This is a genomic window from Actinocorallia populi (assembly GCF_002995495.1).
In the GTDB taxonomy this organism is placed as follows: Bacteria; Actinomycetota; Actinomycetes; order Streptosporangiales; family Streptosporangiaceae; genus Actinocorallia; species Actinocorallia populi.
Map to the genome: position 1 here is coordinate 95,055 of NZ_PVZV01000007.1, position 20,237 is coordinate 115,291.

Genomic DNA, 20,237 nt, shown 5'->3' on the forward strand with positions numbered 1-20,237 from the left:
GCGCGTCCGGGACCCGCGCCGGATTCCGTACGCTACCAGCCGTTTCATCCCGTGACGGTCCGTCCTTCGCCCACCAAGATCTGGTCTAGATTCGTCATCGTGCGGATCATTTCTCTCAACGCCTGGGGCGGTGCGCTGTTCAACGGACTCACCGCCTGGCTGGACACGTGCGACGCCGACATCCTGTGCCTCCAAGAGGTGACGCACACCTCAGGAGTCGGCGGCTGGACGCACTTCGAGGACGCCGAACGAGCGCTGCCGCAGCGGGCGAGCCTCCTGGCCGACGTCCGCGCGCGCCTTCCCCGCCACCACGGTCTGTTCACCGCGAGCGACTCCGGGCCGGTCCACGACAGCGAGAACCGCCCGCACCGGGAGGACTTCGGGCTCGCGACCTTCGTCGCGGAGGAGCTTCCCCTCGTCGGGCTGCGCTCGGGGTTCGTGCACGGCGACCACGCCGACCACGTCGGCGAGTGGCCGAGCAGCGGCCGTCCCCGCGCCGCCCTTGCCGTCCGCGTCCTCGACCGGCGGGCCGGGTGTTTCGTCACCGTCGTGAATTTCCACGGCCTCCGCGATTCCCGAGGCAAGATCGACACCTCGGAGCGCCGCGTGCAGGCCGAACGGCTCGCGGGCCTCGTCGCCGAAGCCCGCGAGAAGGACGACCTGACGGTGGTGTGCGGCGATTTCAACCTGCTGCCCGACAGCGAGACGTTCTCCGTCCTCGCGGAGATCGGCCTGACCGACCTCGTCCGAGACGCCGACACCAGGAGCTCCCGCTACACCAAGCCCGTCCGGCACGCGAGCTACCTCCTGGTCTCCGACCCCTCGGCCGTCGCCCGGTTCGAGATCATGACCGACCCCGAGGTGTCCGACCACCGCGCCCTGATCCTCGACCTTTGAGCGCCGCCGACGATCAGACGAGACGCTCCGCCTCCTCCAGCAGGTAGCGGCGCTCCACTTCGTTGCGGGTCAGTTCGGCGGCCTCCCGGTAGAGGGAAGCTGCGTCGGACGCCGAACCGGTCAGGCGGAGCAGGTGGGGCGCGGACGGCACGAACGCGGTGGCGCACCAGGGGATCGTCCTCCAGAGCGTGGCGGCGGCCGAGGCCGTCCAGCAGCGCCAAGCCTCGGTCGGCTCCGTAGGCGACGGCGACCACCCGGCTCAGCCGCACCGGAGCGGTGGGCGCGAGGCGCTCCACAGGTACAGCACGGCGATCTGCGGCCAGTCGGTGTGCCCGGGCGTCTCGGCGGAGGCGTGCACCGCGGCGATCGCCGCCTGGATCTGGTACGGGCCGATCTCGCGGCGCGGCCACACCGCGTCGATCAGCGCCGTGCCGGGGCTTGACGAACATCGAAACTGTGATTCTTGAGGTGGCGATCCTCCTCGCGGGCCTACCGCACCCCTACCCGGCGGCTGAGGCCACGCTCAGGCGTGGTGCACGCGGTAACACTCACCAGGTGGCTGGCCGACGAACTGCTGCCCGGCCCGGCGTGCATGGCCGGGGTGGCCGGCTGGGACCCGTATGCCGCTCATCCGGATCGGGGAGAGGTGACCTGCAGGCGGTGCCTGCGCCTGGCCGACCCCCAGCCACAAGGCGTCGACCAGCTCGCCCTCTTCACCGTCGACGGCGCAGAATCCCGGCCGGGCATGAGTTTGTCGACGGACGGCCCTCCGTGGCGATCATGAACCACAATCGTGATCAATCACCCAGCTACTTTGGGGCTGAGGCCACGTTCGGGAGCAGGACGCCTTGCCGACCGACCCGACCCCGCCTCTGCGGTGAACGCCGATGGCTCCGAGCAACGATAGAGAGGGACCGTGAACCGGCTTCCTGACCACCTGAGAGACTCGGCGACCACGCGCACCGATGCAGCCGCACAGCGAGCCCGAGATGGACTCAAGAAACTCGTCGACGCGCGTCGGCCGATTAATTTCGCTGCGGTCGCCCGGGAGGCTGCGGTGAGTACCGACTTCCTCTACCGGCACGTTGAACTACGCGCGCTGATCGAACAGCACCGCACCAAGACGACCGGTCAACCTGCTCGGCGACCAGCACTGGACAACCACCCCACCGACTCCACCTCGGCTGCCGTACGCGCACTGGTGAGGTTCCCCCGTTCGACGGCCGGGCACGGGGATGTGCGAGAGCGAGCCGTGCTTGCGCTGCAGCACCACCCGCAGCTGCCCGTCGCTGACCTCGAACGAAGACGGCCGCAGCCCGCACACCTCGCCCGCCCGCGGCCCCAGTACCAGCAGCAGCCGCACCGCCACCGATTCCGCCAGCCCGTACCGGTCGACGAAATCCTCGCTCTCCGCGGCCGTCAGCATCGCCGCCGCCTGCTCGCGGCTGAACGCCGGCGTCTTGCCCACCCGCGCCAGCCGCGGCCGCGCCACCATCTCCGGATCCGCCGGGTTGGCTGTCAGTCCCGCCCGCCGCATCGCATACCCGTAGAACTTCCGTAGGGACGACAGGCGGCGCGCCATGCTCGCGGCCGCCAGCGGCTGGCCCGGGGTGCGTACCCCGGCCCGCGCCGAGCCCTCCAGCAGTGAGTTGCGGTAGTCGACCACGACGTCCTCCCGCACCGCCAGCAGCCCCATGCCCCGTGCGTGCACCCGAAGCCACAGCACGAATGCCGCCAGGTCCGCCAGGTGGGCCTGCCGCGTATTGACCTGCTGGGAGTCCGCCAGCCACGCCGCCACCGTCACCCACACCGGCACCCGCGGCAGCCCGTCAATCAGCCTCACGAGGCTCTGGTTTCAGCTCCTCGGCGCACCGGTGGTCAGCGTTTGACCCGGTTGCGGATGGCGAGCAGGGAGAAGCCCAGGAACAGCGGGCCCAGCAGCCGAGCGGCGAGGTTGATGTACTTGCCGGGGTCGGTCAGCTCGGCGTCGGGAGCGCGGAAGATGACGGCGTTGAGGGTGATCTCGACGGCCTTGCCGATCCGGTCGTCGAGTTTGCGGATGGGCTTGCTCTGGTGGACGGTCACCGCGATCGGCTGCGCGCCAGTGGGCGCGGTGAGGGTCCCGTCGGCTTTGAAGTCCTTACCCTTGACCGGAAACCCCCACAGGGTCAGGGCGATGACGGTGGCCGCGACGACGAGAGCGAGGCAGGCCAGCGCCCGTCTCACCCGCAGTGCGTACCCCGAGGTCGCCCAGTACAGGAACAGCAGCCACCGGTCCGGACGACGATCGGTGCGGGCGGCGGCGCGGCGCATCTCCATCTCGCCGTAGTAGAAGTCCGCGGCGCCGGGCTCGTTCTTGCCCTCCTCGAACGCCTTGCGCAGCTGCCGGTAGAGCACCTGTACCCGCTCGGGTCCGACCACGTCTACCCTCTCGGGCGCCGCCGTCCAGCCCCGGCCCGCCCGCCCGCCTAGGCCGGCGCGCCAGTGGTGCTCCTCAGCCAGCACCTGCCGGTCCCCTGAGGGGTCCCAGGCGAAGACGCAGCGGCCGTCCAGGACGATCTCATCCAGCCGGTGGATCCCGGCGAACCTGCACGCGCTCAGGTCGACGTCGGTGAGCACGAGCCGCTCGACATCCGCCCCCCGCAGCGAGACCATCCGCACCCCGCCGTCCGGGCGGGACAGGTGAGTCTCGGAGATCCCCTCAAACGGCTGGGCCATCCCGTGCACGCTCAACGGTCCCGCGCACACCGCATATCCTGCGTCCACCGCGGTCCCCCGCAACCGCAGCACCACCCGGCCGTGCGACCTCAACCGCACGAAGGACAGTTCACCGACGGCGCCCTCCACCACCAGTTCCACCTGCACCTCGGCACGATCGAAGACCAGCCTGTCGGCGACGCACCGAAACACCGCATCCCCCAGCAACCGCGACCCCTCGAACAATCCCTTGCTGAAGGTCGCTTCGTTGAAGTTGGCGTTTTGGCTGAAGGCCGCTTTGCTGAAGCGGGCGTCTTGGGTGAAGGCCGCCCTGTCGAAGTGGGCGTCTTGGGTGAAGGTCACCCCGCCGAAGTGGGCGTTTTGGGTGAAGGTTGCCCTGTCGAAGTCGGCGTGCCCGCTGAAGGTCGCCCCGAAGAAGTCGGCGCGCCCGCTGAAGGTCGCTTTACTGAAGTTGGCGTCTTGAGTGAAGATCGCCATGTCGAAGTTGGCGTCCTGGGTGAGGGCCGCCCCGCCGAAGTCGGCTTTACCGAACCGGGGGGAGCCGTCGTCAGTGACACTGTCCAGTAGCTGGTCCAGTAGGGCCGCGGTAAAGACGACGTTGCGAGCGTCGATCGTCGCTCCGGGGGCGAGCCCATCGAGGTAGGCGGCGAGATTGTCGTTCGGCAGATGTGCCAGGCAGCGGCCTCCGGCGGCGACCGGCGCCCCGCACAGGTCCCCGGGTTCGGCGCCTGGGCGCAGGGACGGCTCGGCGCAGGCGGGAGGCGGAGGGGTCATCGCGGTGGGCTCCCTTTGCTGGTGCGATCCGTGGTCAGACGTCCCGGCGCACGCGGGTGGTTCCCCGGCGGCGGCGCGGCACCCGTATGCAGGCACCCGCTCCGGTGACCGGTGACATATCTAGGAATATGGCACCGACACTGCGTGGGATGGGTTTCAGGTTTTGAAACCGAAACCAAGGTTCTCGATTTCTGGGTGAGAAACCTCGCCAGCATGGTCCGCGTGGACATATCCCAGGACGGCCGTGCTGAGCACGGCGAGGAGGCCTCGAGCGAGCAGCCGCAGACGATCCGCACCGGGTTCTGCAGCGTCTGCGCCGGCCCGTTCGAGCACTCCCCCGGCCGCCGCGGCGGCCGCCCGCCCACCAAGTGCCCCGACTGCCGCGACGGCCGTACCTCCGTCGTCGGCGCCGACCCGCTCCTGGCCGTCCTGCGCCACGCCCAGTCCCTGCGCGAGTCGCTCGCGCCTGACCTGGAGCGCACCCTGCACACCCTCACCGCACTGAACCAGGCCCTGGAGAAGTCCGAGACCGGCGCCCTGGCCCGGGTGCGCACCGCCGAGAAGAGTGCCGACGACGCCCGCGCCACCGCCGCCCAGGCCCTGCGCGACCGCACCACCGCCGAAGACCGCGCGGCCGAGGCCGAGCGCACACGCAAAGAGGGCCTCGGCCGGGCCGACCGCGAGGTGGCCGCCGCCCAGGCCGCCCAGGACAAGGCCGAAGACCGCGAGGAGCAGGCCCGCGCCGAGGCCGGCCGGCACCTGGAAGCCCTGGGGGAGGCCAAGGCGAACCTGGCCGCCGCCCAGAGCGCGCGGCAGGACGCCGAAACCGCCCGCGCCCAGGCCCAAGCTGCCCAGGAGCGCGCCGCGGCCGCCGAACGCGACACCGCGATCGCCGTCGCCGCGCGGGACGAGGCCCGGCGCCAGGTCGCCGAGGAGCGCGGGCTCCTGCGCGCGGAGGTCGAGCGGGGCATGGCCGCAGAGCAGCGGGCAGCGGCCGTCGAAGACGAACTCACGAAAACACGCGCGAGGATCCGGCAGCTCGAGACGCAAGAAGAGGAACGCCCGCGGGAGTGATGCACTGCGGCCTCCTCCCGCTCCCTCCTGGCCCAGATCTCCCAGCAGCGGCAGAGGGCCGGAGGGCCGGCCCGGGCAGGAGCGGTCTGACGTACTGCACGGCACCGCAGCACCCCTGGTAAAGAACAGATCATGCACCTAGGAGGGCCAGGAGTACTCGCCGAAGAAACAACGGATCTATCTCTGACCTGTGCAGACGGAGCCCTGCCCGAAGGGCTGGTGACCGTTCCCCTCGGCGAGTCCGCGCCACCCTGTTGGCGCCGGCGAGGCCTACGGTCGGGCCGCGTGGCGAGGTTCCTGGAGGTCTACCTGATTTCGGTCGCCTGGGACCACACCACCCGCCACTGGCCGTCGATGTTCTCGTAGCTGTCGGTGTGCCAGTAGGTGGCGCGAGGAACCGGATGGCCCCCGAAGACCACTTCAAGGGTGGCCTGGTAGCGGATGACGGCGGCGTTCTCGTGGACGCGGACGTCGATGGGACCGGGCTCCCAAGCGACATAGTCGATATGTCCGGTCGCGATGGCCCCGAGGTAGTCATCCCTGGACAGCGCCGCACCGATGGGGGTGACGAGCTGGAAGTCCGGTGCGTGCAGCTCGGACGCGACGGCGGTATCGCCTGCTACAAGCGCGCGGAGCCGGGCGCGCTCGACCTCGCGGATCTGTTCTGCGACCGCGTGGACGGCGGGGACGTCGGCTGTCTGTGGCATGGGGCTTCGCTCCTGGGTTCTGCGGTCGGACGAGGGGCGATGGCGGGGCGGTGTCGGCCGCCGACACCGCTAGACAAACTATCGGAGCTTGTCCAACTGGACTCTGTTCGTCCAGAAGGCTAGCGTATCGGCATGGCAGACGACCGAATCGGGCACATCCTCGATAGCGCGCTGATCGTTTTCAGCCAGTACGGGTACGCCAAGACGACCATGCAGGACATCGCCCGCGCCGCCGGGATGTCCCGTGCCGCGCTCTACCTCCATTTCGCCAGCAAAGAGGAGCTCTTCCGGGCGGGATCCCGAAGAGCTCACTCCCGGGCGCTCGGACACGCGGACGCGGCCCTCGCCGAGCAGGGCGACGTGCTGTCGCGAGTCGACGCCGCGATGACCGCCTACTTCGGGGAACTGAAGGCGCAGATCTCATCGAGCGTCCACGGCGGGGAACTGGTCGACGCCACCCTCGCCATCACGGGGAACATCGTCGGCGAAGCCCGTGCCGCCCTGGTGGCCCGGCTGGTCTCCGCGCTGGAGGCGGCCGCGGCAGCGGGGGAGGTACGGCTCTCGCACGTCGACGCGACCGCCGAGGACATCGCGCTCCTCCTGCTGGCCGTCGTGGACGGGCTGCAGAAGACGAGCGCGGACCCGGCGCTCTGGCATCGGCAAAGGGCCCTGTTCCTGCGCCTGGTGCGCGGGGCGATCACCTCACCCGGCGGCATCGGTTCATGACCGTCCCCTCGCCGGGCCCCTTGAGTGGAGGAACCGCCGCGCGACCTTCCTGGATCCTGTCCCGCAGCAGTTCCTCCAGCCGGTTCGCCGGATTGCCCGGACTCGGTCCGACCGTTTCGTCCTGCCCGATTCCCCTTTTCGCGGGGTGCTCCCGCGGCATGCTGGTGCGCCTGCACGACGGTCGAGTCCCACCGCCGCACGCCAGTCGATCAAGCCCTCGGCGCCCCCGCCTGCTTGCACCGCCGTCGGCAACCGTGCCCACCTCCCGTCTTCTGACCAGCGACGATGCCGTTTATAGACCGTCACCCAGTGCCCGAACCGCTCCGGCAGGTCCCGCCACGGCACACCTGTGCGCGCCCGGTAGAACGCCCCGTTGATCACCTTGCGGTGATCATTCCACCGGCTCCCGCGCACACCACCGACTGGCAGGATCGGCCGCAGTGTCGGCGGTCAGTGGGAATTCCCCAGCGGCGGCCACTTGGCGGGGAGCCATCTGGCCGCCGGTGGTCACTCTGCGTTCCCGGATGGTTCGTCGTTCTTGATCGGTCCCGGCGGCAGCCAGGGCCTGGCTCCGGTGGCACCTGGATGGGGTTGTTGCACATGCCGTAGCGGCATGTGGTGGGGTCGGGGCACCACATCACGAAAGGCTCTGTCTGCGATGTACCCCTCCCTCACGCCTCCCCGGCAGGTCAAGATCGGTGATGCCGCTGCGTTCGCCGGGATCACCCCACGCGCCATCCGCCACTACCACGAGATCGGTCTGCTGCCGGAGCCCGAGCGCGGCGGGGACGGCCGCCGCCGCTACGGCCATGACGACATGACCCGCCTGCTGTGGATCCGCAAGATGGCTGATGCCGGTATCAGCCTGGACGACATGCGGGCCGCCTTCGGCGAAGCCCGGGACGAAGCTGGAGACGAAGCCCTGGATATCGAGTCGGTCCTGAGCAGGCTGGAGGAAACCTTGGCGGCGCAGGAGGCCGCCATCAAACGTCGGCGCGCGGCTGTCCAGCGCCTGCAGGCGGTGGGCAGCCCGCTGGGGCTGCTCTCCGAACCGGTCACGGACCGGCTCAGCCCCCTGCCCCCGGGTGCGTTGCGCCCCTCCGATCTGGACGCCCTGCTGGTCACAGAACGGATCTTCGGGCCGCTGGGCGCCGCCATCCAGGCCGGCACGTTCATCGTGCTGGCCACCCACCCCGACCTGCGGGCCGAGGAGGACCGTCTTGAGGCGGCCGAGGCCGCCCTCGACGACGGCGTCGAACCCGACGACCCGCGCGTCGAAGAGCTCGCCGTACAGCGATGCGCTCACCAAATGGCCCTGAACCAGGCCATCGAGGCAGCTGGTCTCGACGCGGCCGAGGAGAAGATCTTCGAGATCTACGACGCCGACCTGAAAGGGGAGGAGGGCACAGAGATGAGCACCGCCACAGCGATCACCAAGATGCCTTACGACTTCTCTCCTGCCCGGATGCGCTGCGTGGAACTCGCCGGACGGCTCTTCGACGAGGCCCTTGCCGACGCCCACTCCGCGGACAGCTGATCGCCTGTGCTCGGCACTGACGTGGCCCGACAACCGGTTGTGTTCATCCGCATGTGACCGATCGGGTCAGACGTCGAGCGCAGCTCCATTCCTCATTCGTCAGATCACTACGGCCCACACACCAAGCGTGAACAACCACACGCCCGCTGTCAGCAGATCCACGAAACAGGTCCTAGCCCTCCCACGGGACACCTCATGCAGACAAGGGACAACTAACTGCAGAATCCCAGGAACAGAAAACTGCAGAGTCGCAGCAGGCCACCCGCGACGCCGCAGCATCAGCCGCCGAGGCCGCAGCCGCACTGGCCACCAGCCACGCCTAGCTTGAAGCCGCTCACGCAGCCCGCCAGGCCGCCGAAGACCGCGCCGCCGCAGCGGCCGAGCGCGCGGCTGGCGCGGAACGCGAGAGGACCGCCGCCCAGCAGGCGGCGGCCGTCGCTGACGCCGCGCTCCTGACCGCTCAGGAGGAGGTCCGCGCCCTGCACACCGAGGCAGCCGAGCTGCGTGAGCGCGCGCCCGCGCTGAGGCCCTCGCCCGGCCCGCTGATTGAGCGGTAACCGCTGAACGTTTCCCTTCTCCGGGGTTCAGTAGGGAGCGGCGACGGTGCCCGCGGTGCCCCAGGACTTGTAGGTCATGGTGAAGGGGGATCGGACGACGGCTCCCGGTCTTAGTTCGACGAGCATGTTGACCTCAAAGGATTGCGGGAGATGTTCGGAAGTCAGGAGGAGGACGAATTTGATGTCCGTGGCTGCGAATTCCGCTCCGGTCTTCGGAGTTCCGGGTGCGTCTGCGGTCATGAGCGGGGACGGAACGGCCGGGAACCGGGCGGTTGATGCGGCGGGGCCTGGCCAGCGGGGACAGGCGCAGGGTCGTCCAGCGGTAGGTGCGGGCATCGGCGAGTGCGGTGTCCGGGGTCAGGGCGATGGTGCGGCCCTCGGCCAGGACGTCCGGCAGGGGCATGGTCGTGTGGCCGAGGAGGCGGGTCAGGACCTGCTGCATGTCGGGGCGGCGGACGGGGTCCTTAGCCAGGCAGGCGGTGAGAAGCTCGTGCAGGGGGCGATCGAGAAGGCCGGGAACGGGTGCTGCGTTCAGAATGCGATGCAGGATGGCGGGCAGGGTGTCCTGGCCGAAGGGCGGCTGTCCGGTGGCGGCGAACGTGAGGGTCGACGCCCAGGCGACGACGTCCGCAGCAGGCATCACCCGTTGCCCTGACACCTGCTCGGGCGCCATGTAGCCGGGAGTGCCGAGGACGGAACTGGTCGCTGAGACGGTGGCGTCCAACTGCCGTGCGATGCCGAAGTCGATGACGCGGGGACCCTCGGAGCCGAGCAGGACGTTGCCGGGCTTGAAGTCGCGGTGGACGACGCCGGCCTGGTGGATGGCGGCCAACGCGGTCGCGGTGCCGACGGCCAGCCGGTAGAGAGACGGCCCGGTCAGCGGCCCGGATCCCTCGACGACCTCCCGCAGGGACGGACCGTCGATGTACTCGGTGACGATGAAGTCCGGCCCGACCTCGACGATCGGCGCGGCCTTCCGCGCCGCGGCGACCTCCCGCTGGAAGGAGCCGTCGATCGCTCCCCGCATGAGCTTGACCGCGTACCTGCCCCCGTCGTCCCTCTCACCCAGGTAGACGATGCCTTGGCCGCCTTCGCCGATGCGGCCGAGCAACCGGTAGCGGCCGAGGACCTCATGATCGCGAGGGTGGAGGGGCTGTATCCGGCCAAGGCTAGAACATGCCCCAAGATCATGGCTTTTCCGGCTTGAACCTGTAGCCGCCCATAACACGGGAAACCTCCGCCCAGGCGGAGCCAGTCGGTTTCCCTCAAGGCCAACGGCGCTCCGACGACCTCGAAACCGAATGCAACTCCCGGTATCCGCCCTCCATCCGCAGTCCGCGGCGCTGACTGATGTTCCCCGGCTTCTGTGGAGTCGCTGATGTTCCCCGGGTCGGGTGGAGTGCGCGCACTCAACGTTCTGAACGGATCGGCTCCGCCGGCGCGGGGCCCAGCCCGTGGATGGCGAAGTCGATCGCGGTGGCCAGCCGCTGTGGATCATGTCCGGCGCGTTCCCGGACCCGCAGTCCGAGCACCGTGGTGAACAGCAGTTCCACGGCGGCGTCGAGATCGAGGTCGGTGGGCAGTTCGCCGGTGCGACGCCCCTCGTCCAGCAGTGACCGCAGTGCCGACCGGGTGACCTCGAAGGCCGCCTCGGTCCGCGCGCTGACCTCGGTGTCCGTGGTGCCCAGTTCGGTGGCGGTGTTCACCACCAAGCAGCCTGGTCCGGGCTCGGCGTCGGCGGTGCAGCCCACCAGCCACCCCAGCCAGTCCCGTAGCACGTCGCGAACCGGCTGACCGGCGGTCGCCAGCCGCTCCCTGGCCTGGGCGGACTCGGTGGCGCGGTAGTGGTCGAGGGCGCGCAGGAACAGCGTGTGCTTGTCCTCGAACGTCCGGTAGAGGCTGCTGGGCGTGAGGTGGAGTTCGGCGCCCAGGTCGCGGACCGAGGTGGCGTTGTAGCCGCGACGCCAGAACAGGTCGGTCGCCCGGGCGACCGCCTCTTGCTCGTCGAACTGCCGAGGTCGTGCCATGCGCCTACCTTAGCCGACTTGTGGAGCGATCGCTCCCATACTAAGGTCCGACATCATATGGGAGCGATCGCTCCCAAATTGGCATCCCCTGTGGAGGTAGACGTGACGACCACCGGACAGACCACCCGGGCCGTCCGGCAAGAGCCGGAGCCAAGCCGCTGGGCGGCCGTGGCGGCCGTGGCGCTGGGCACGTTCTTGCTGGTCACCGCCGAACAATTGCCCATCGGGCTGCTCACCGACGTGGGCTCGGCGCTGCGGGTGTCCGAAGGCTCGGCCGGGCTGATGGTGACCGTGCCCAGCCTCGTCGCGGCGGTCGCGGCCCCGGTGGTCCCGGCACTGGTCGGCGGGCTGGACCGGCGGCTGCTGCTCCTCGGCCTGATGGGATTGATGACGCTCGCCAACCTGGCGTCCGCACTGGCGCCGAACTTTGCCGTGCTGGTGTCGTCCCGGGTGCTGGTCGGAGTGGCGATCGGCGGGTTCTGGGCGGTCGCCGGCGGCCTGGCGGTCCGGCTGGTGAACGAGGCGCATGTGCCGCGGGCCACCGCGATCGTCTTCGGCGGAGTCGGCGCGGCGAACGTGTTCGGCGTGCCGATCGGCACGGTGATCGGCGGGCTGACCGGATGGCGGATCGCGTTCACGACCCTCAGCGCGCTGGCGCTGGTCGCGCTGGTCGCACTACTGACCGTGCTGCCGCCGCTGGCCGCGTCACAAGTGATGAGCCCGCGCCTGCTGGCCCGGCAGCTGCGCAACCCCGGCGTCCGGGTCGGCATCCTGGCCACCTTCCTCCTGGTGACCGGTCATTTCGTGGCCTACACCTTCGTCAGCCCGGCCCTGCAGCGGCTGTCCGGGATCGACGCGCGGCTGGTCGGGCCTCTGCTGTTCGGGTTCGGCATCGCGGGCATGGTCGGCAACTTCGCAGCCGGTGCGGCTCTGGCCCGCCGGACGTACCGCACCGTGCAGGTGATCACCCTGGCCCTGGCCGTCGCGATGCCGCTGTTCGTGCTGCTGGGCCGAGGCACGACCGGCGGCATCGCGCTGCTGATCGTGTGGGGCCTGGCCTACGGCGGGGTGTCGGTCGGACTGCAGACCTGGATGATCAAGGCCGCGCCGCGCGCGGTGGAGGCGGCCTCCGCGCTGTGGGTGGCGGTGTTCAACCTGTCGATCGGCCTCGGCGCGCTGGTCGGCGGCGTCATCCTCGACTCGTTCGGCCTGCCGGGCGTGCTGTGGATCGGCGGCGCTGCCGCCCTGGTCGCTGCACTGGCGGTGTGGACCGCACGAGGCAACGCCAACCTGCGGTAACGGCCCCGAACTCCTACGGCTACGACGAGCCGCAAAGTAGCGGTGCGTGATGGCGGTTACTGTGCGTGCTTCGTTTTCCAGGCGTCCCGGAACTCGTCCCGAAAGTCGGACGGCTTGCGATGATTGTGGGACGGATTTCGGGAAGGTGTGATCTGGGCGAACGCGTCTGGTCTCCGCCGTCCCGGAAACGTTCGCTTCCGGGACGAGAGAACTGGTCGGTCCTCTCCCCCGTACAAGGGTTCATGCTCATAGGCCTGGTGCTGGCTTGTGAGGATGTGCACCTCATGCAGGCCGATCGGGTCAGGTCGGGCTGCGGGTGGCGAAGACGCCGGTGCGGGAGCGGGTGGCGTCGCGCGTGGGTGGACGGTGAGCGTGTCACGGTCGGCACGGTCCAGCCAGGGGTTCCGGTAGTAACGAAGAAATCTCCGACGAATATGCGCCTGGGGTGCGGAGACGCAACAGACTTCCAGCTCTGCCTGATCACCCCCCGCTCCGCTGCAGGTCAACGCCACGCGCCCTGGTCTGTCACCGATACGGACACCAGCCGTGAGCCGCCGCCCCAGCCAAGACCTCCCGGCGAGCGCCGCCTGTGAAAGCGCAGGTCATCGGCATATCGGACCGAAATTTCTTCGTTGCTACCGGCCCCTCTTCCGAACCCGCGGCCCCGTCGTGTGGCGGCCGCAGATGGGCCATCGCCGTGGCCGACACAGTCCTGCTACGCGATCAGCGGTGGCTGCCGCCCGGCGCAAGCTCGGTGCTCGACGCAGTCATTGGTCTCCTGCGGCTTCACGGCGGTCAGTTCCCGGTGGTCAACCAGCGGCGTACGTCGGCCATGGCGGTGCCGTCGCTGTCGGCGTCGATGCCGGCGGCCAGGTCGGCGATGGAGATGCGGGCGAGTGCGTCCGACCAGGCGTCTTGGGCGGCGGCCATCGCGCGGGAGATCGCGCATGGCCGTGAGCAGCGTTCGGCGGGAATGCCGAGCGGTCCGCGCTGCCTGATCTCGGAGCACCGGTATGCGGGCTCGGTTCCGTCGATGGCCCGCACCACCTCCAGAGCGCTGATCTGAGCGGGGGGCCTGGTGAGGATGTAGCCGCCGGCCTGGCCCATGGTGGAGCGGACGATCCCGGCCCGCGACAGCGCCTGCAGGTGCTTGGCCGTGTGCGCAGGCGGGGTGCCGTGCAGTTCCGCGAGTCGCGCCGCCGGCACCGGTTCGCGGCTCTGGCTGAGCGTGACGCAGCCGTGCAGCGCCCACTCCACTCCGCTGGACATCTTCATGAACCCACCCTACCCATCTCGGATATGAGATGTCCGAGATGTGATAGGAACTCGGACAAGAAATATCCGAGATCAATGGTGGGAGAGTCCATGACACTCGAAGCAGTGCCGACCGGCCGCACGTCACTGGGGGTGGCGGCCCTGGCGTTGTTCGTCGCGGCGGCGAATCTGCGGCCGGCCATCGCGGCGGTCTCGCCGCTGGTGGACCAGATCCGCGCCGACCTGGATCTGTCGGCGACCGGGGTGTCGCTGTTGACCGCCGTCCCGACGCTCGCCATGGGAGTGTGCGCGCCGCTGGGCGCGTATGCGGGTCGACGATACGGGCTGCAGTCCGGCGTGCTCGCCGGGCTCGTGATCATCGCCTTGGCCACCGCGGCCCGTCTGCTCGGCGACTCCACCTGGCTGCAGCTGAGCAGTGCGGCGGTCGTCGGAGCAGGGATCGCCGTCACTCAGACGCTGCTGCCCGCCGTGGTCAAGGCGCGCTTCGCCGCCCGCGCCGGCCTGGCCACCGGCCTTTACACCGCCGGACTCGGCCTGGGCGGCGCGGTGGCGGCCGGGGTGAGCGCGCCGTTGGCCGACGCCCTCGGCTCCTGGCCGGGAGCGCTGGCGTCCTGGGCGGTGCTCGCCCTGGCGGGCATCGCGTTGTGGTCGGCCGCCAAGGGCCCCCTGAACCTGGACGACGTCACGGCCCCCGCCGGGCCCGCGACCAAGGGCATGCCCTGGCGCAGCGGCGCGGCCTGGCACATCACCATGCTGTCGGCCGCCAACTCCGCCCTGTACTACTGCGAGCTGGCCTGGGTGGCGCCGCTTCTGCACGATGACGCCGGGCGCGACACGGCGGCCGCCGGGGCCATGATGACCGTGATGATCTCCATCCAGGTCGTCGCGATGCTGGCCGTACCGGCCCTGCTGGGAGAACGCCGCAGCACACGGGCGGGCCTGGCGCTCATGACGACGCTGACCGCTGCCGGCTTCCTGGGGCTGGCGTACGCGCCGGACACGGCGACGTGGCTGTGGATCGCGGTGCTGGGTGTGGGACACGGCGGGCTGTTCACCCTCGTGCTGACCCTGCCCGTCCTGGTCGGCCGCGACGCCGACGAAGCGGGACGGATCAGCGCGATGGCTTTCTTCGTCGGCTACGGCTGCGCCGCGCTGGCCCCTCTGATGGCGGGTGTGCTGCGCGATACCACGGGTGATTTCACTCTCGCCTTCGGCGTGCTGGGCGGGCTCGGCCTGCTGATGCTCGTGCCCGTCGCACGCCTCCGCAGTACCGTCAGCCCTTGAAGGGACCGGTTCAGACGACGAAAGTCACGCCGAAGCGGCCTGGCCGCTGTCCTCAGCGTGACTTCCGGTCCGGTGCTCGTCATGCCCCGTCTCGTCGCGGAAGGTCACATGTCCGCGGACTGTTCCGCAAGCGCGGGGGTCCGGCCGGTCTTGGCGGGGCGGCGGCGCAGGTGGTAGGCGACGGCGAGCACGAGAACGACCGGCCCCCATACCCGGAGCGGGGCGGTGCTGATCATCGCGAGTGCCTTCCACCAGCCGTTTTCGTACGAGACGTCCTGCCCCACACCGAACACGGTGAGGGTTTGACCGTCGCCGACCGGCACGGAAGCGAACAGCACGGTGAGGATCAGCCCGCCGAGCACCGCGGGAACGACCGCCGCGAGGGGCCGGACCCGCCTGCCGCCGACGAACGGGATCCAGGCGGGCGCGACCTCACCCCAGCCGCGCACCAGCCCGATGCACAGGAAGGCGATCAGCTCCGACACCACGCTCAATCCGAACACATACGGAATGCTCACCCAGAGACTCGGCATGCCGCCCTCACCCTGCTGCCCCATTTCGAAATGAAACGCGAAAGGCAGCCGCCACAGGCAGGAGGGCAAAAGGAGCAACGGCATCGCGTAGGCCAGGCGCAGTGCCCAGCGCGGAACGGGCCGCTCGGTGTCGTTGACGGCCGGAGCGGTGTGGAAGACCATGCGCACGAACTTGTCGATCACCATGGTCAGTAGTCTTCTCTCCCGTCCCGCCTTTGTGATCACCCATGCGAACCCGGATGCTCCCCCTCGCGGGTGAATCCGGGTGGCCCGCGAGAAGGGGAATGGGCCAGTCACCGAAGGCTTGTCCCGCACTTTCTTTGAACGGGGAAAACACCATTTAGCAAGACCATGCACAGGGTGCAGGGAGCCGAAATGAAGTCTCTGGGAAAACCTCGGTGGGCAAGGCGCATCACCAAGCGGTGTCGAAGTGGACTCCGGAGCGGAACAGCAGCCGGCCGGGGAACGTCAGCCGGCCTCCTCGCGGAGCAGGCGCGCGCGGTCCCGCCACGCCTGCTCCCACTGGCGGGTCAGCGCCGGGTAGACGACCAGGTGGCGGAACGGTGCGATGAGAGCCATGTACAGCCGTCCGAGCCGGCCGTTGGGCTTGACCAGGACCGCCATCCGCAGCTCGTGCCCACCGTTCGCGGACGGCGCCCAGCCGAGGTGCATGACCGCGTGGACGGTCTTGTTCGCCAGTTCGCCGGCGCGCTCGTCGTGGGTCTCGTACAGGGGGATGAACGGAGTGCTCCTGGACCCCGGATCCCTCGCGGTCCGCCGCAGGTCATCCGGCACGCGGTCGCGGAGTGACGGAACCCGCGCGGCGATGCCCGCATCGTCCGTATCCCATCCGAGCAGCGCGCCGAGCTTCCACCGCACCGCGAACAGGAACCGCATCGGCCACGGCCCCTCCTCTCCGGGGCCGGAACCCATGATCGCGGCGAGCATCGCGGGAAAGTCGTCGGGTCCGGAGCCCGGAGCGGCGAACGCCCACACGTCCTCCAGCCGGAAGTCGTGGGCGATCTCGTGGATCCGCCACGGCCGGTCGGTGTGGGCCGTGGCGGGGAGCTTCGTCGTCATGGCCTCCCCCTCACTTCGAGAGGAGCATGGAGATCTGGCGCGGCGCGCGTTCACGCTCGTCGTAGGCGATGACGTCGCCGAGGTCCGCGGCGGCGGCGATGCCCTCCTGGAGGGCTTCCTCGGTCTCGAACCGCACGATCGTGACGACGGCCTCGGCATCGGGGGTGGCCCAGACCTCGGCGGACCGGCATCCGGGCTTTTCCTCCAGGAACGCGCGCACCCGGTGCGCACGGCCGACGAACTCCTCGAAGTGATTGGGCTGCGGGTAGTGGAAGGCGACAAATCCGACGGACATCTCGCTGTCTCCCCTCATATGTACGCTGACGTATAGAACGAGGCTAGCCCCATATGTACGGCTGCGTATACATGGCGGAGAAGTGAGGTGGGACATATGGCAGGCGTGATCCGTACACCGCTGGACAAATGGGTCGAGGAAGGGCTCAAGGTCCTGGCCGTCGGCGGTCCGGACGCCGTCCGCGTCGAGGTGCTGGCGAAGAGGCTCGGCGTCACCAAGGGCGGTTTCTACGGGTACTTCGCCAACCGCGAGGCGTTGTTGGAGGCGATGCTCGACACGTGGGAGCGGGAGAGCGTCGATGAGGTGATCGACCGCGTCGAGCACGAGGGCGGCGACCCGAAGGACAAGATCCAGCTGGCCGGCATGCTCACCTTCTCCGGAGACCGCCTGCTCCCCCTCGACCTCGCGGTCCGCGACTGGGCCCGCCGCGACGAGGCGGTCGCCGAGCGCCTGCGCCGGGTGGACAACCGCCGGATGGCCCTGCTGCGCGAGATGATCGGCTCCTTCTGCTCCGACCCCGACGAGGTCGAGGCCCGCAGCCTGATCGCCTTCTGCACGGCGATCGCCCACCAGACCCTGGCCGTCGACCACGAAGGCCGCACCCGCGCCGACGTCCTCGACCGTGCCGGCGACCTGATCCTCGACCGCACCCGAGCCGAGTAGACCCGCACCCGGGTCCGTGCGACGAAGTGCGAAGGAGGCCGTTCCTGCAGCGACGGCGAGGTCGCCGCGGCACCGGGCCAGGGGGTCATTTCTCGGCCGCGCCGAGCTCCCTGGTCACGGATGCCTGGTAGGCCTCCGCGTAGGTGGGAGAGTCCTTGATGAGGTCGTCGCAGAACGCGGCGACGTCGTTGCCGATGAGTTCCAAGACCCCTTTGCCCGCGGCGACGCCCTCCTCGAAGAAGTCGACGATCCCGGGGAGCAGGGGCCCGTCGGGCAGGTCGATCGGGCCGACCTTGAACAGGTACCTCTGCATCTCCTTGTAGACGATCTGGTAGTCCGGCGGGAGCGCCTTGACGCGCGCCATGTGCGCCCGCCACTGCTTCTTGCCCTCGATGATGTCCTGGATGCCCACGTCAGCCTCCCAGTCGGCTCAATTTCCTTGCGACATTCCTGTTCAGCTGCTCGCGCCACCGGTCGCGATAGGTTCGAGCCCCTTGGCCGCCGGCCAATGCCGTGCAAAAGCCTCCGATGTCATCGCCGAGCACCTCGTGGATGCCCTGCCCGTCCGCCGCCGTCTCTTCCAGCAGTCCCAGGGCGGCATCGAAGATCGGCATCAGGTTGCGGCCGGTGAAGTCCCCGTAGGGAGAGAGGTGGCCCTTGATCTGCTCCCATGCCGCTCGGTAGTCGTCCGGCAGGGCCCTCGGCCCGCGCTTCGAACGCCTTCCACTCCCTGGTGAGATCGCTGCCTGTGACGGTCTCCCAGAAGTTCATCTCCCGCCCCCCTTGAGCTTGTCGATGCGTGATGAGACGTACTGCCATTTCGCCCAGAACTTCGCGAGTTCCTCGCGTCCGGCGTTGTTGAGCGCGTAGAACTTGCGCGGCGGACCGACCTCGGACGGCCGTTTCGTCACCTGGACGAGCCCGTTCCGCTCCAGCCGCAGCAAGATCGTGTACACCGTCCCCTCGACGACGTCGACGAAGCCGAGTTCGTTCAGCCGACGCGTGATGGCGTACCCGTAGGTCTCCTCGCCATCGATGATCTCCAGCACGCAGCCTTCGAGCGTGCCCTTCAACATCTCCGTCAGGTCGTCCAACCGGGCCTCTTCGATCTCCGGGTACCTTGTGATACCGGGTACCACTATACGGTGCCACCGAGTAGTGAAGCAACGCCCGGCCATCACCGCCCCGGCCCTCCGGGGGTCCCCGTAGCGATTCGGCCAGGCGCTGTCGGCACGCGAGTCACACGCCAAGGCCAGGACGGATGCGGCCCTGGCTGAGCGGGTCAAGAAGGGAAGGAGCCGAACCGGACCGGGGGCCGCAGGGTCCCGGCTGGAGCACCGGCGTCGTTCGTGCCCGCCCGGTACGCCGACCCCGGCACCTACCTGTTCACCCCTGAGCAGTGGGAGGGCAAGCGCGCGGAGTTCTGCCGGCTGGTCCGCAAGCCCGTCGTGGCTGCCGAGGCGATCGGCCGGGTCAAGGAGGGGCTCCGCCAGGCGCTGGAAGATCTCGAGGAGACCCTGGAGAGCGCCGCGCCGGATGACGTCGGCACGGTCCGCCTGGACGATCGGGTACTACGCGACGGGCATCAAGGGAACTCTGCGCCCAAGGCCGCGAGGTGCCCGACGAGCTGCTGTCGTTCATCGCCCCGGCAACCGCGAGAACATCGGCTTCATCGAGGCCGGCACGACCTTCCTGCTCGATCCCTGAACTCAAAGCTCGGTGCGGCGTCTGTCGGTGCTGGGGTGCGGGAGGGAACTCGTGCGCTGGTCAGTGCCAGGTGGGCATCATGGCGTCGGGGTAGCGGGAGCCGGCTGCTCCGTGCGGCAGGATCTCCTGGATGCGGTTGAGGTCCTGGGGGGTGAGGGTGATCTGCGCGGCGGCGACGTTCTGCTCCAGGCGTTGCGGGCTGCGGGTGCCGGGGATGGGCACGATGTCGTCGCCCTGGGCGAGCAGCCAGGCCAGGGCCAGCTGGGTGACGGTGATGCTCTTGCCCTCTGCCAGGGCTGTCAGCTCGCGGACGGCAGCCAGGTTCTTCTCGTAGTTTCCGGGCTGCCAGCGGTCGTCCCGGCCGCGCATGTCGTCGGCGGGGTACTCGGCGGCCGGTTTGACGGCGTCGGTGAGGAAGCCGCGGCCCAGCGGCGAGTAGGGCACGAAGCCGATGCCCAGTTCCCGGACCACCGGCAGGACATCGGCCTCCACGGACCGCTCGAACACCGAGTACTCGGTCTGCAGCACCGAGACGGGGTGAACCGCGTGGGCGCGCCGGATGGTGTCGGGGCCGGCTTCGCTCAGCCCGAAGTAGCGCACCTTGCCTGCGGCGATCAGCTCTGCGACCGTGCCGGCCACGTCCTCGATGGGGACGTTCGGGTCCACGCGGTGCTGGTAGAGCACATCGATGTGATCGGTGCCGAGATGGCGGAGGCTGTCATCGGTGACCTTGCGGATGTTGGCGGGGCGGCTGTCGAGGGCGATGGAGATCTTGGACGGGTCGCTGAAGTCGTAGCCGAACTTGGTGGCGAGCAGGATGTCGTCGCGGAAGCCCTTGACGGCGCGGCCGAGGAGCTGCTCGTTGATGCCGATGCCCAGGCCGTACAGCTCGGCGGTGTCGAAGAGGGTGACGCCGAGTTCATGGGCGCGGCGGATCGTGGCGATGCTGCTCTGCTCGTCCGGCGCCCCGTAGCCGATGGTCATGCCCATGGTGCCCAGGCCGATCGCCCCGGCCTGCAGGCCCTGACCGCCCAGAGTACGGCGAGGAAGGTTCGTGGTGTGTTGTTCCATGCTCTCAACGTTA

The 20,237-nt window shown here is 69.4% G+C and carries 25 protein-coding genes; 8 read left to right on the forward strand and 17 right to left on the reverse strand.

What is annotated here, in order from left to right; all coding sequences use genetic code 11:
- Positions 1 to 99: 99 nt before the first annotated feature.
- Positions 100 to 897, forward strand: a complete 798-nt coding sequence (locus tag C2865_RS27175; RefSeq protein WP_157963926.1) for an endonuclease/exonuclease/phosphatase family protein — start codon at positions 100 to 102, stop codon at positions 895 to 897.
- A 13-nt stretch (positions 898 to 910) separates the two neighbouring features.
- Here C2865_RS27175 and C2865_RS40220 read toward each other — a convergent pair whose 3' ends face one another.
- Both C2865_RS40220 and C2865_RS40225 read right to left on the reverse strand, forming a co-directional pair.
- Positions 911 to 1,048: a hypothetical protein gene (locus tag C2865_RS40220; protein ID WP_198653636.1), complete on the reverse strand. Its 138-nt coding sequence runs from the start codon at positions 1,046 to 1,048 to the stop codon at positions 911 to 913.
- A 108-nt stretch (positions 1,049 to 1,156) separates the two neighbouring features.
- Positions 1,157 to 1,309, reverse strand: a complete 153-nt coding sequence (locus C2865_RS40225; RefSeq protein ID WP_198653637.1) for a hypothetical protein — start codon at positions 1,307 to 1,309, stop codon at positions 1,157 to 1,159.
- 120 nt (positions 1,310 to 1,429) lie between these two features.
- On the opposite strand from C2865_RS40225, the gene C2865_RS27185 reads away from it, so the two are divergent.
- Entirely contained in the window at positions 1,430 to 1,681 is a 252-nt protein-coding gene (locus C2865_RS27185) for a hypothetical protein (RefSeq protein ID WP_198653638.1), read from the forward strand.
- Positions 1,682 to 1,987: 306 nt separating this feature from the next.
- Here the strand turns inward: C2865_RS27185 and C2865_RS27190 are convergent, their stop codons facing one another.
- Positions 1,988 to 2,740 (reverse strand): tyrosine-type recombinase/integrase, encoded by a 753-nt coding sequence (locus tag C2865_RS27190; protein WP_106401438.1) that lies wholly within the window; start codon positions 2,738 to 2,740, stop codon positions 1,988 to 1,990.
- Between the two features lie 35 nt (positions 2,741 to 2,775).
- Positions 2,776 to 4,389 carry a pentapeptide repeat-containing protein gene (locus tag C2865_RS27195; RefSeq protein ID WP_110554892.1) on the reverse strand — a complete coding sequence of 538 codons (1,614 nt, stop codon included), beginning with the start codon at positions 4,387 to 4,389 and terminating at the stop codon, positions 2,776 to 2,778.
- A gap of 222 nt (positions 4,390 to 4,611) precedes the next feature.
- Here C2865_RS27195 and C2865_RS27205 point away from each other — a divergent pair, with 222 nt between their 5' ends.
- The gene (locus C2865_RS27205; protein WP_157963927.1) at positions 4,612 to 5,463 is read left to right on the forward strand and encodes a coiled-coil domain-containing protein; all 852 of its coding nucleotides are present in this window, start codon (positions 4,612 to 4,614) and stop codon (positions 5,461 to 5,463) included.
- Positions 5,464 to 5,768: 305 nt separating this feature from the next.
- Here the strand turns inward: C2865_RS27205 and C2865_RS27210 are convergent, their stop codons facing one another.
- Positions 5,769 to 6,170, reverse strand: coding sequence for a nuclear transport factor 2 family protein (locus tag C2865_RS27210; RefSeq protein WP_106401442.1), 402 nt, complete (start codon positions 6,168 to 6,170; stop codon positions 5,769 to 5,771).
- A gap of 132 nt (positions 6,171 to 6,302) precedes the next feature.
- On the opposite strand from C2865_RS27210, the gene C2865_RS27215 reads away from it, so the two are divergent.
- A complete protein-coding gene (locus C2865_RS27215; protein WP_106401443.1) occupies positions 6,303 to 6,896 on the forward strand; it encodes a TetR/AcrR family transcriptional regulator in 594 nt (197 codons plus the stop codon).
- Here C2865_RS27215 and C2865_RS40995 read toward each other — a convergent pair.
- Positions 6,891 to 7,337, reverse strand: a complete 447-nt coding sequence (locus tag C2865_RS40995; RefSeq protein ID WP_106401444.1) for a transposase — start codon at positions 7,335 to 7,337, stop codon at positions 6,891 to 6,893. The two genes, C2865_RS27215 and C2865_RS40995, sit on opposite strands and share 6 nt — an antisense overlap.
- A gap of 217 nt (positions 7,338 to 7,554) precedes the next feature.
- Here C2865_RS40995 and C2865_RS27225 point away from each other — a divergent pair, with 217 nt between their 5' ends.
- A complete protein-coding gene (locus tag C2865_RS27225; RefSeq protein WP_106401445.1) occupies positions 7,555 to 8,433 on the forward strand; it encodes a MerR family transcriptional regulator in 879 nt (292 codons plus the stop codon).
- Between the two features lie 278 nt (positions 8,434 to 8,711).
- Here the strand turns inward: C2865_RS27225 and C2865_RS27230 are convergent, their stop codons facing one another.
- From C2865_RS27230 to C2865_RS27240, 3 genes are all read right to left on the reverse strand, one after another.
- The gene (locus tag C2865_RS27230) at positions 8,712 to 8,918 is read right to left on the reverse strand and encodes a hypothetical protein (protein WP_106401446.1); all 207 of its coding nucleotides are present in this window, start codon (positions 8,916 to 8,918) and stop codon (positions 8,712 to 8,714) included.
- A 205-nt stretch (positions 8,919 to 9,123) separates the two neighbouring features.
- The gene (locus C2865_RS27235) at positions 9,124 to 10,101 is read right to left on the reverse strand and encodes a serine/threonine-protein kinase (RefSeq protein ID WP_157963929.1); all 978 of its coding nucleotides are present in this window, start codon (positions 10,099 to 10,101) and stop codon (positions 9,124 to 9,126) included.
- A 298-nt stretch (positions 10,102 to 10,399) separates the two neighbouring features.
- Positions 10,400 to 11,017: a TetR/AcrR family transcriptional regulator gene (locus C2865_RS27240; RefSeq protein ID WP_106401448.1), complete on the reverse strand. Its 618-nt coding sequence runs from the start codon at positions 11,015 to 11,017 to the stop codon at positions 10,400 to 10,402.
- 102 nt (positions 11,018 to 11,119) lie between these two features.
- Between C2865_RS27240 and C2865_RS27245 the strand changes: the two genes are divergently transcribed.
- Complete coding sequence (locus tag C2865_RS27245) at positions 11,120 to 12,316, forward strand: MFS transporter (protein WP_232835835.1); 1,197 nt, start codon at positions 11,120 to 11,122, stop codon at positions 12,314 to 12,316.
- A 795-nt stretch (positions 12,317 to 13,111) separates the two neighbouring features.
- Here the strand turns inward: C2865_RS27245 and C2865_RS27255 are convergent.
- The gene (locus C2865_RS27255) at positions 13,112 to 13,591 is read right to left on the reverse strand and encodes an RrF2 family transcriptional regulator (protein ID WP_106401450.1); all 480 of its coding nucleotides are present in this window, start codon (positions 13,589 to 13,591) and stop codon (positions 13,112 to 13,114) included.
- A 90-nt stretch (positions 13,592 to 13,681) separates the two neighbouring features.
- Between C2865_RS27255 and C2865_RS27260 the strand changes: the two genes are divergently transcribed.
- Positions 13,682 to 14,875, forward strand: coding sequence for an MFS transporter (locus C2865_RS27260; RefSeq protein WP_106401841.1), 1,194 nt, complete (start codon positions 13,682 to 13,684; stop codon positions 14,873 to 14,875).
- A 104-nt stretch (positions 14,876 to 14,979) separates the two neighbouring features.
- Here the strand turns inward: C2865_RS27260 and C2865_RS27265 are convergent, their stop codons facing one another.
- The 3 genes from C2865_RS27265 to C2865_RS27275 all read right to left on the reverse strand — a co-directional run bounded on the left by C2865_RS27265 (position 14,980) and on the right by C2865_RS27275 (position 16,783).
- Positions 14,980 to 15,594, reverse strand: coding sequence for a hypothetical protein (locus C2865_RS27265; RefSeq protein ID WP_106401451.1), 615 nt, complete (start codon positions 15,592 to 15,594; stop codon positions 14,980 to 14,982).
- Positions 15,595 to 15,876: 282 nt separating this feature from the next.
- Positions 15,877 to 16,488 (reverse strand): DUF2867 domain-containing protein, encoded by a 612-nt coding sequence (locus tag C2865_RS27270; RefSeq protein ID WP_106401452.1) that lies wholly within the window; start codon positions 16,486 to 16,488, stop codon positions 15,877 to 15,879.
- 10 nt (positions 16,489 to 16,498) lie between these two features.
- Positions 16,499 to 16,783: an antibiotic biosynthesis monooxygenase family protein gene (locus C2865_RS27275; RefSeq protein ID WP_106401453.1), complete on the reverse strand. Its 285-nt coding sequence runs from the start codon at positions 16,781 to 16,783 to the stop codon at positions 16,499 to 16,501.
- Between the two features lie 96 nt (positions 16,784 to 16,879).
- On the opposite strand from C2865_RS27275, the gene C2865_RS27280 reads away from it, so the two are divergent.
- Positions 16,880 to 17,446: a TetR/AcrR family transcriptional regulator gene (locus tag C2865_RS27280; RefSeq protein WP_198653639.1), complete on the forward strand. Its 567-nt coding sequence runs from the start codon at positions 16,880 to 16,882 to the stop codon at positions 17,444 to 17,446.
- 85 nt (positions 17,447 to 17,531) lie between these two features.
- On the opposite strand, the gene C2865_RS27285 is transcribed toward C2865_RS27280, so the two are convergent.
- From C2865_RS27285 to C2865_RS27305, 4 genes are all read right to left on the reverse strand, one after another.
- On the reverse strand, positions 17,532 to 17,858 hold the full coding sequence (locus tag C2865_RS27285; RefSeq protein ID WP_106401455.1) for a DUF1048 domain-containing protein: 327 nt from the start codon (positions 17,856 to 17,858) through the stop codon (positions 17,532 to 17,534).
- Position 17,859: 1 nt separating this feature from the next.
- Positions 17,860 to 18,186: a DUF1048 domain-containing protein gene (locus C2865_RS27290; RefSeq protein WP_332873394.1), complete on the reverse strand. Its 327-nt coding sequence runs from the start codon at positions 18,184 to 18,186 to the stop codon at positions 17,860 to 17,862.
- Between the two features lie 27 nt (positions 18,187 to 18,213).
- The gene (locus C2865_RS27295) at positions 18,214 to 18,540 is read right to left on the reverse strand and encodes a PadR family transcriptional regulator (protein ID WP_106401456.1); all 327 of its coding nucleotides are present in this window, start codon (positions 18,538 to 18,540) and stop codon (positions 18,214 to 18,216) included.
- Positions 18,541 to 19,213: 673 nt separating this feature from the next.
- Positions 19,214 to 20,224, reverse strand: coding sequence for an aldo/keto reductase (locus tag C2865_RS27305; RefSeq protein WP_106401458.1), 1,011 nt, complete (start codon positions 20,222 to 20,224; stop codon positions 19,214 to 19,216).
- Positions 20,225 to 20,237 lie beyond the last annotated feature (13 nt).

Coding starts and splice junctions, on each gene's coding strand:
- C2865_RS27195 (WP_110554892.1), bottom strand. CDS start 4,389: ATGACCCCTCCGCCTCCCGCCTGCGCCGAGCCGTCCCTGCGCCCAGGC.
- C2865_RS27210 (WP_106401442.1), bottom strand. CDS start 6,170: ATGCCACAGACAGCCGACGTCCCCGCCGTCCACGCGGTCGCAGAACAG.
- C2865_RS27215 (WP_106401443.1), top strand. CDS start 6,303: ATGGCAGACGACCGAATCGGGCACATCCTCGATAGCGCGCTGATCGTT.
- C2865_RS27225 (WP_106401445.1), top strand. CDS start 7,555: ATGTACCCCTCCCTCACGCCTCCCCGGCAGGTCAAGATCGGTGATGCC.
- C2865_RS27240 (WP_106401448.1), bottom strand. CDS start 11,017: ATGGCACGACCTCGGCAGTTCGACGAGCAAGAGGCGGTCGCCCGGGCG.
- C2865_RS27255 (WP_106401450.1), bottom strand. CDS start 13,591: ATGAAGATGTCCAGCGGAGTGGAGTGGGCGCTGCACGGCTGCGTCACG.
- C2865_RS27260 (WP_106401841.1), top strand. CDS start 13,682: ATGACACTCGAAGCAGTGCCGACCGGCCGCACGTCACTGGGGGTGGCG.
- C2865_RS27265 (WP_106401451.1), bottom strand. CDS start 15,594: ATGGTGATCGACAAGTTCGTGCGCATGGTCTTCCACACCGCTCCGGCC.
- C2865_RS27270 (WP_106401452.1), bottom strand. CDS start 16,488: ATGACGACGAAGCTCCCCGCCACGGCCCACACCGACCGGCCGTGGCGG.
- C2865_RS27275 (WP_106401453.1), bottom strand. CDS start 16,783: ATGTCCGTCGGATTTGTCGCCTTCCACTACCCGCAGCCCAATCACTTC.
- C2865_RS27280 (WP_198653639.1), top strand. CDS start 16,880: ATGGCAGGCGTGATCCGTACACCGCTGGACAAATGGGTCGAGGAAGGG.
- C2865_RS27305 (WP_106401458.1), bottom strand. CDS start 20,224: ATGGAACAACACACCACGAACCTTCCTCGCCGTACTCTGGGCGGTCAG.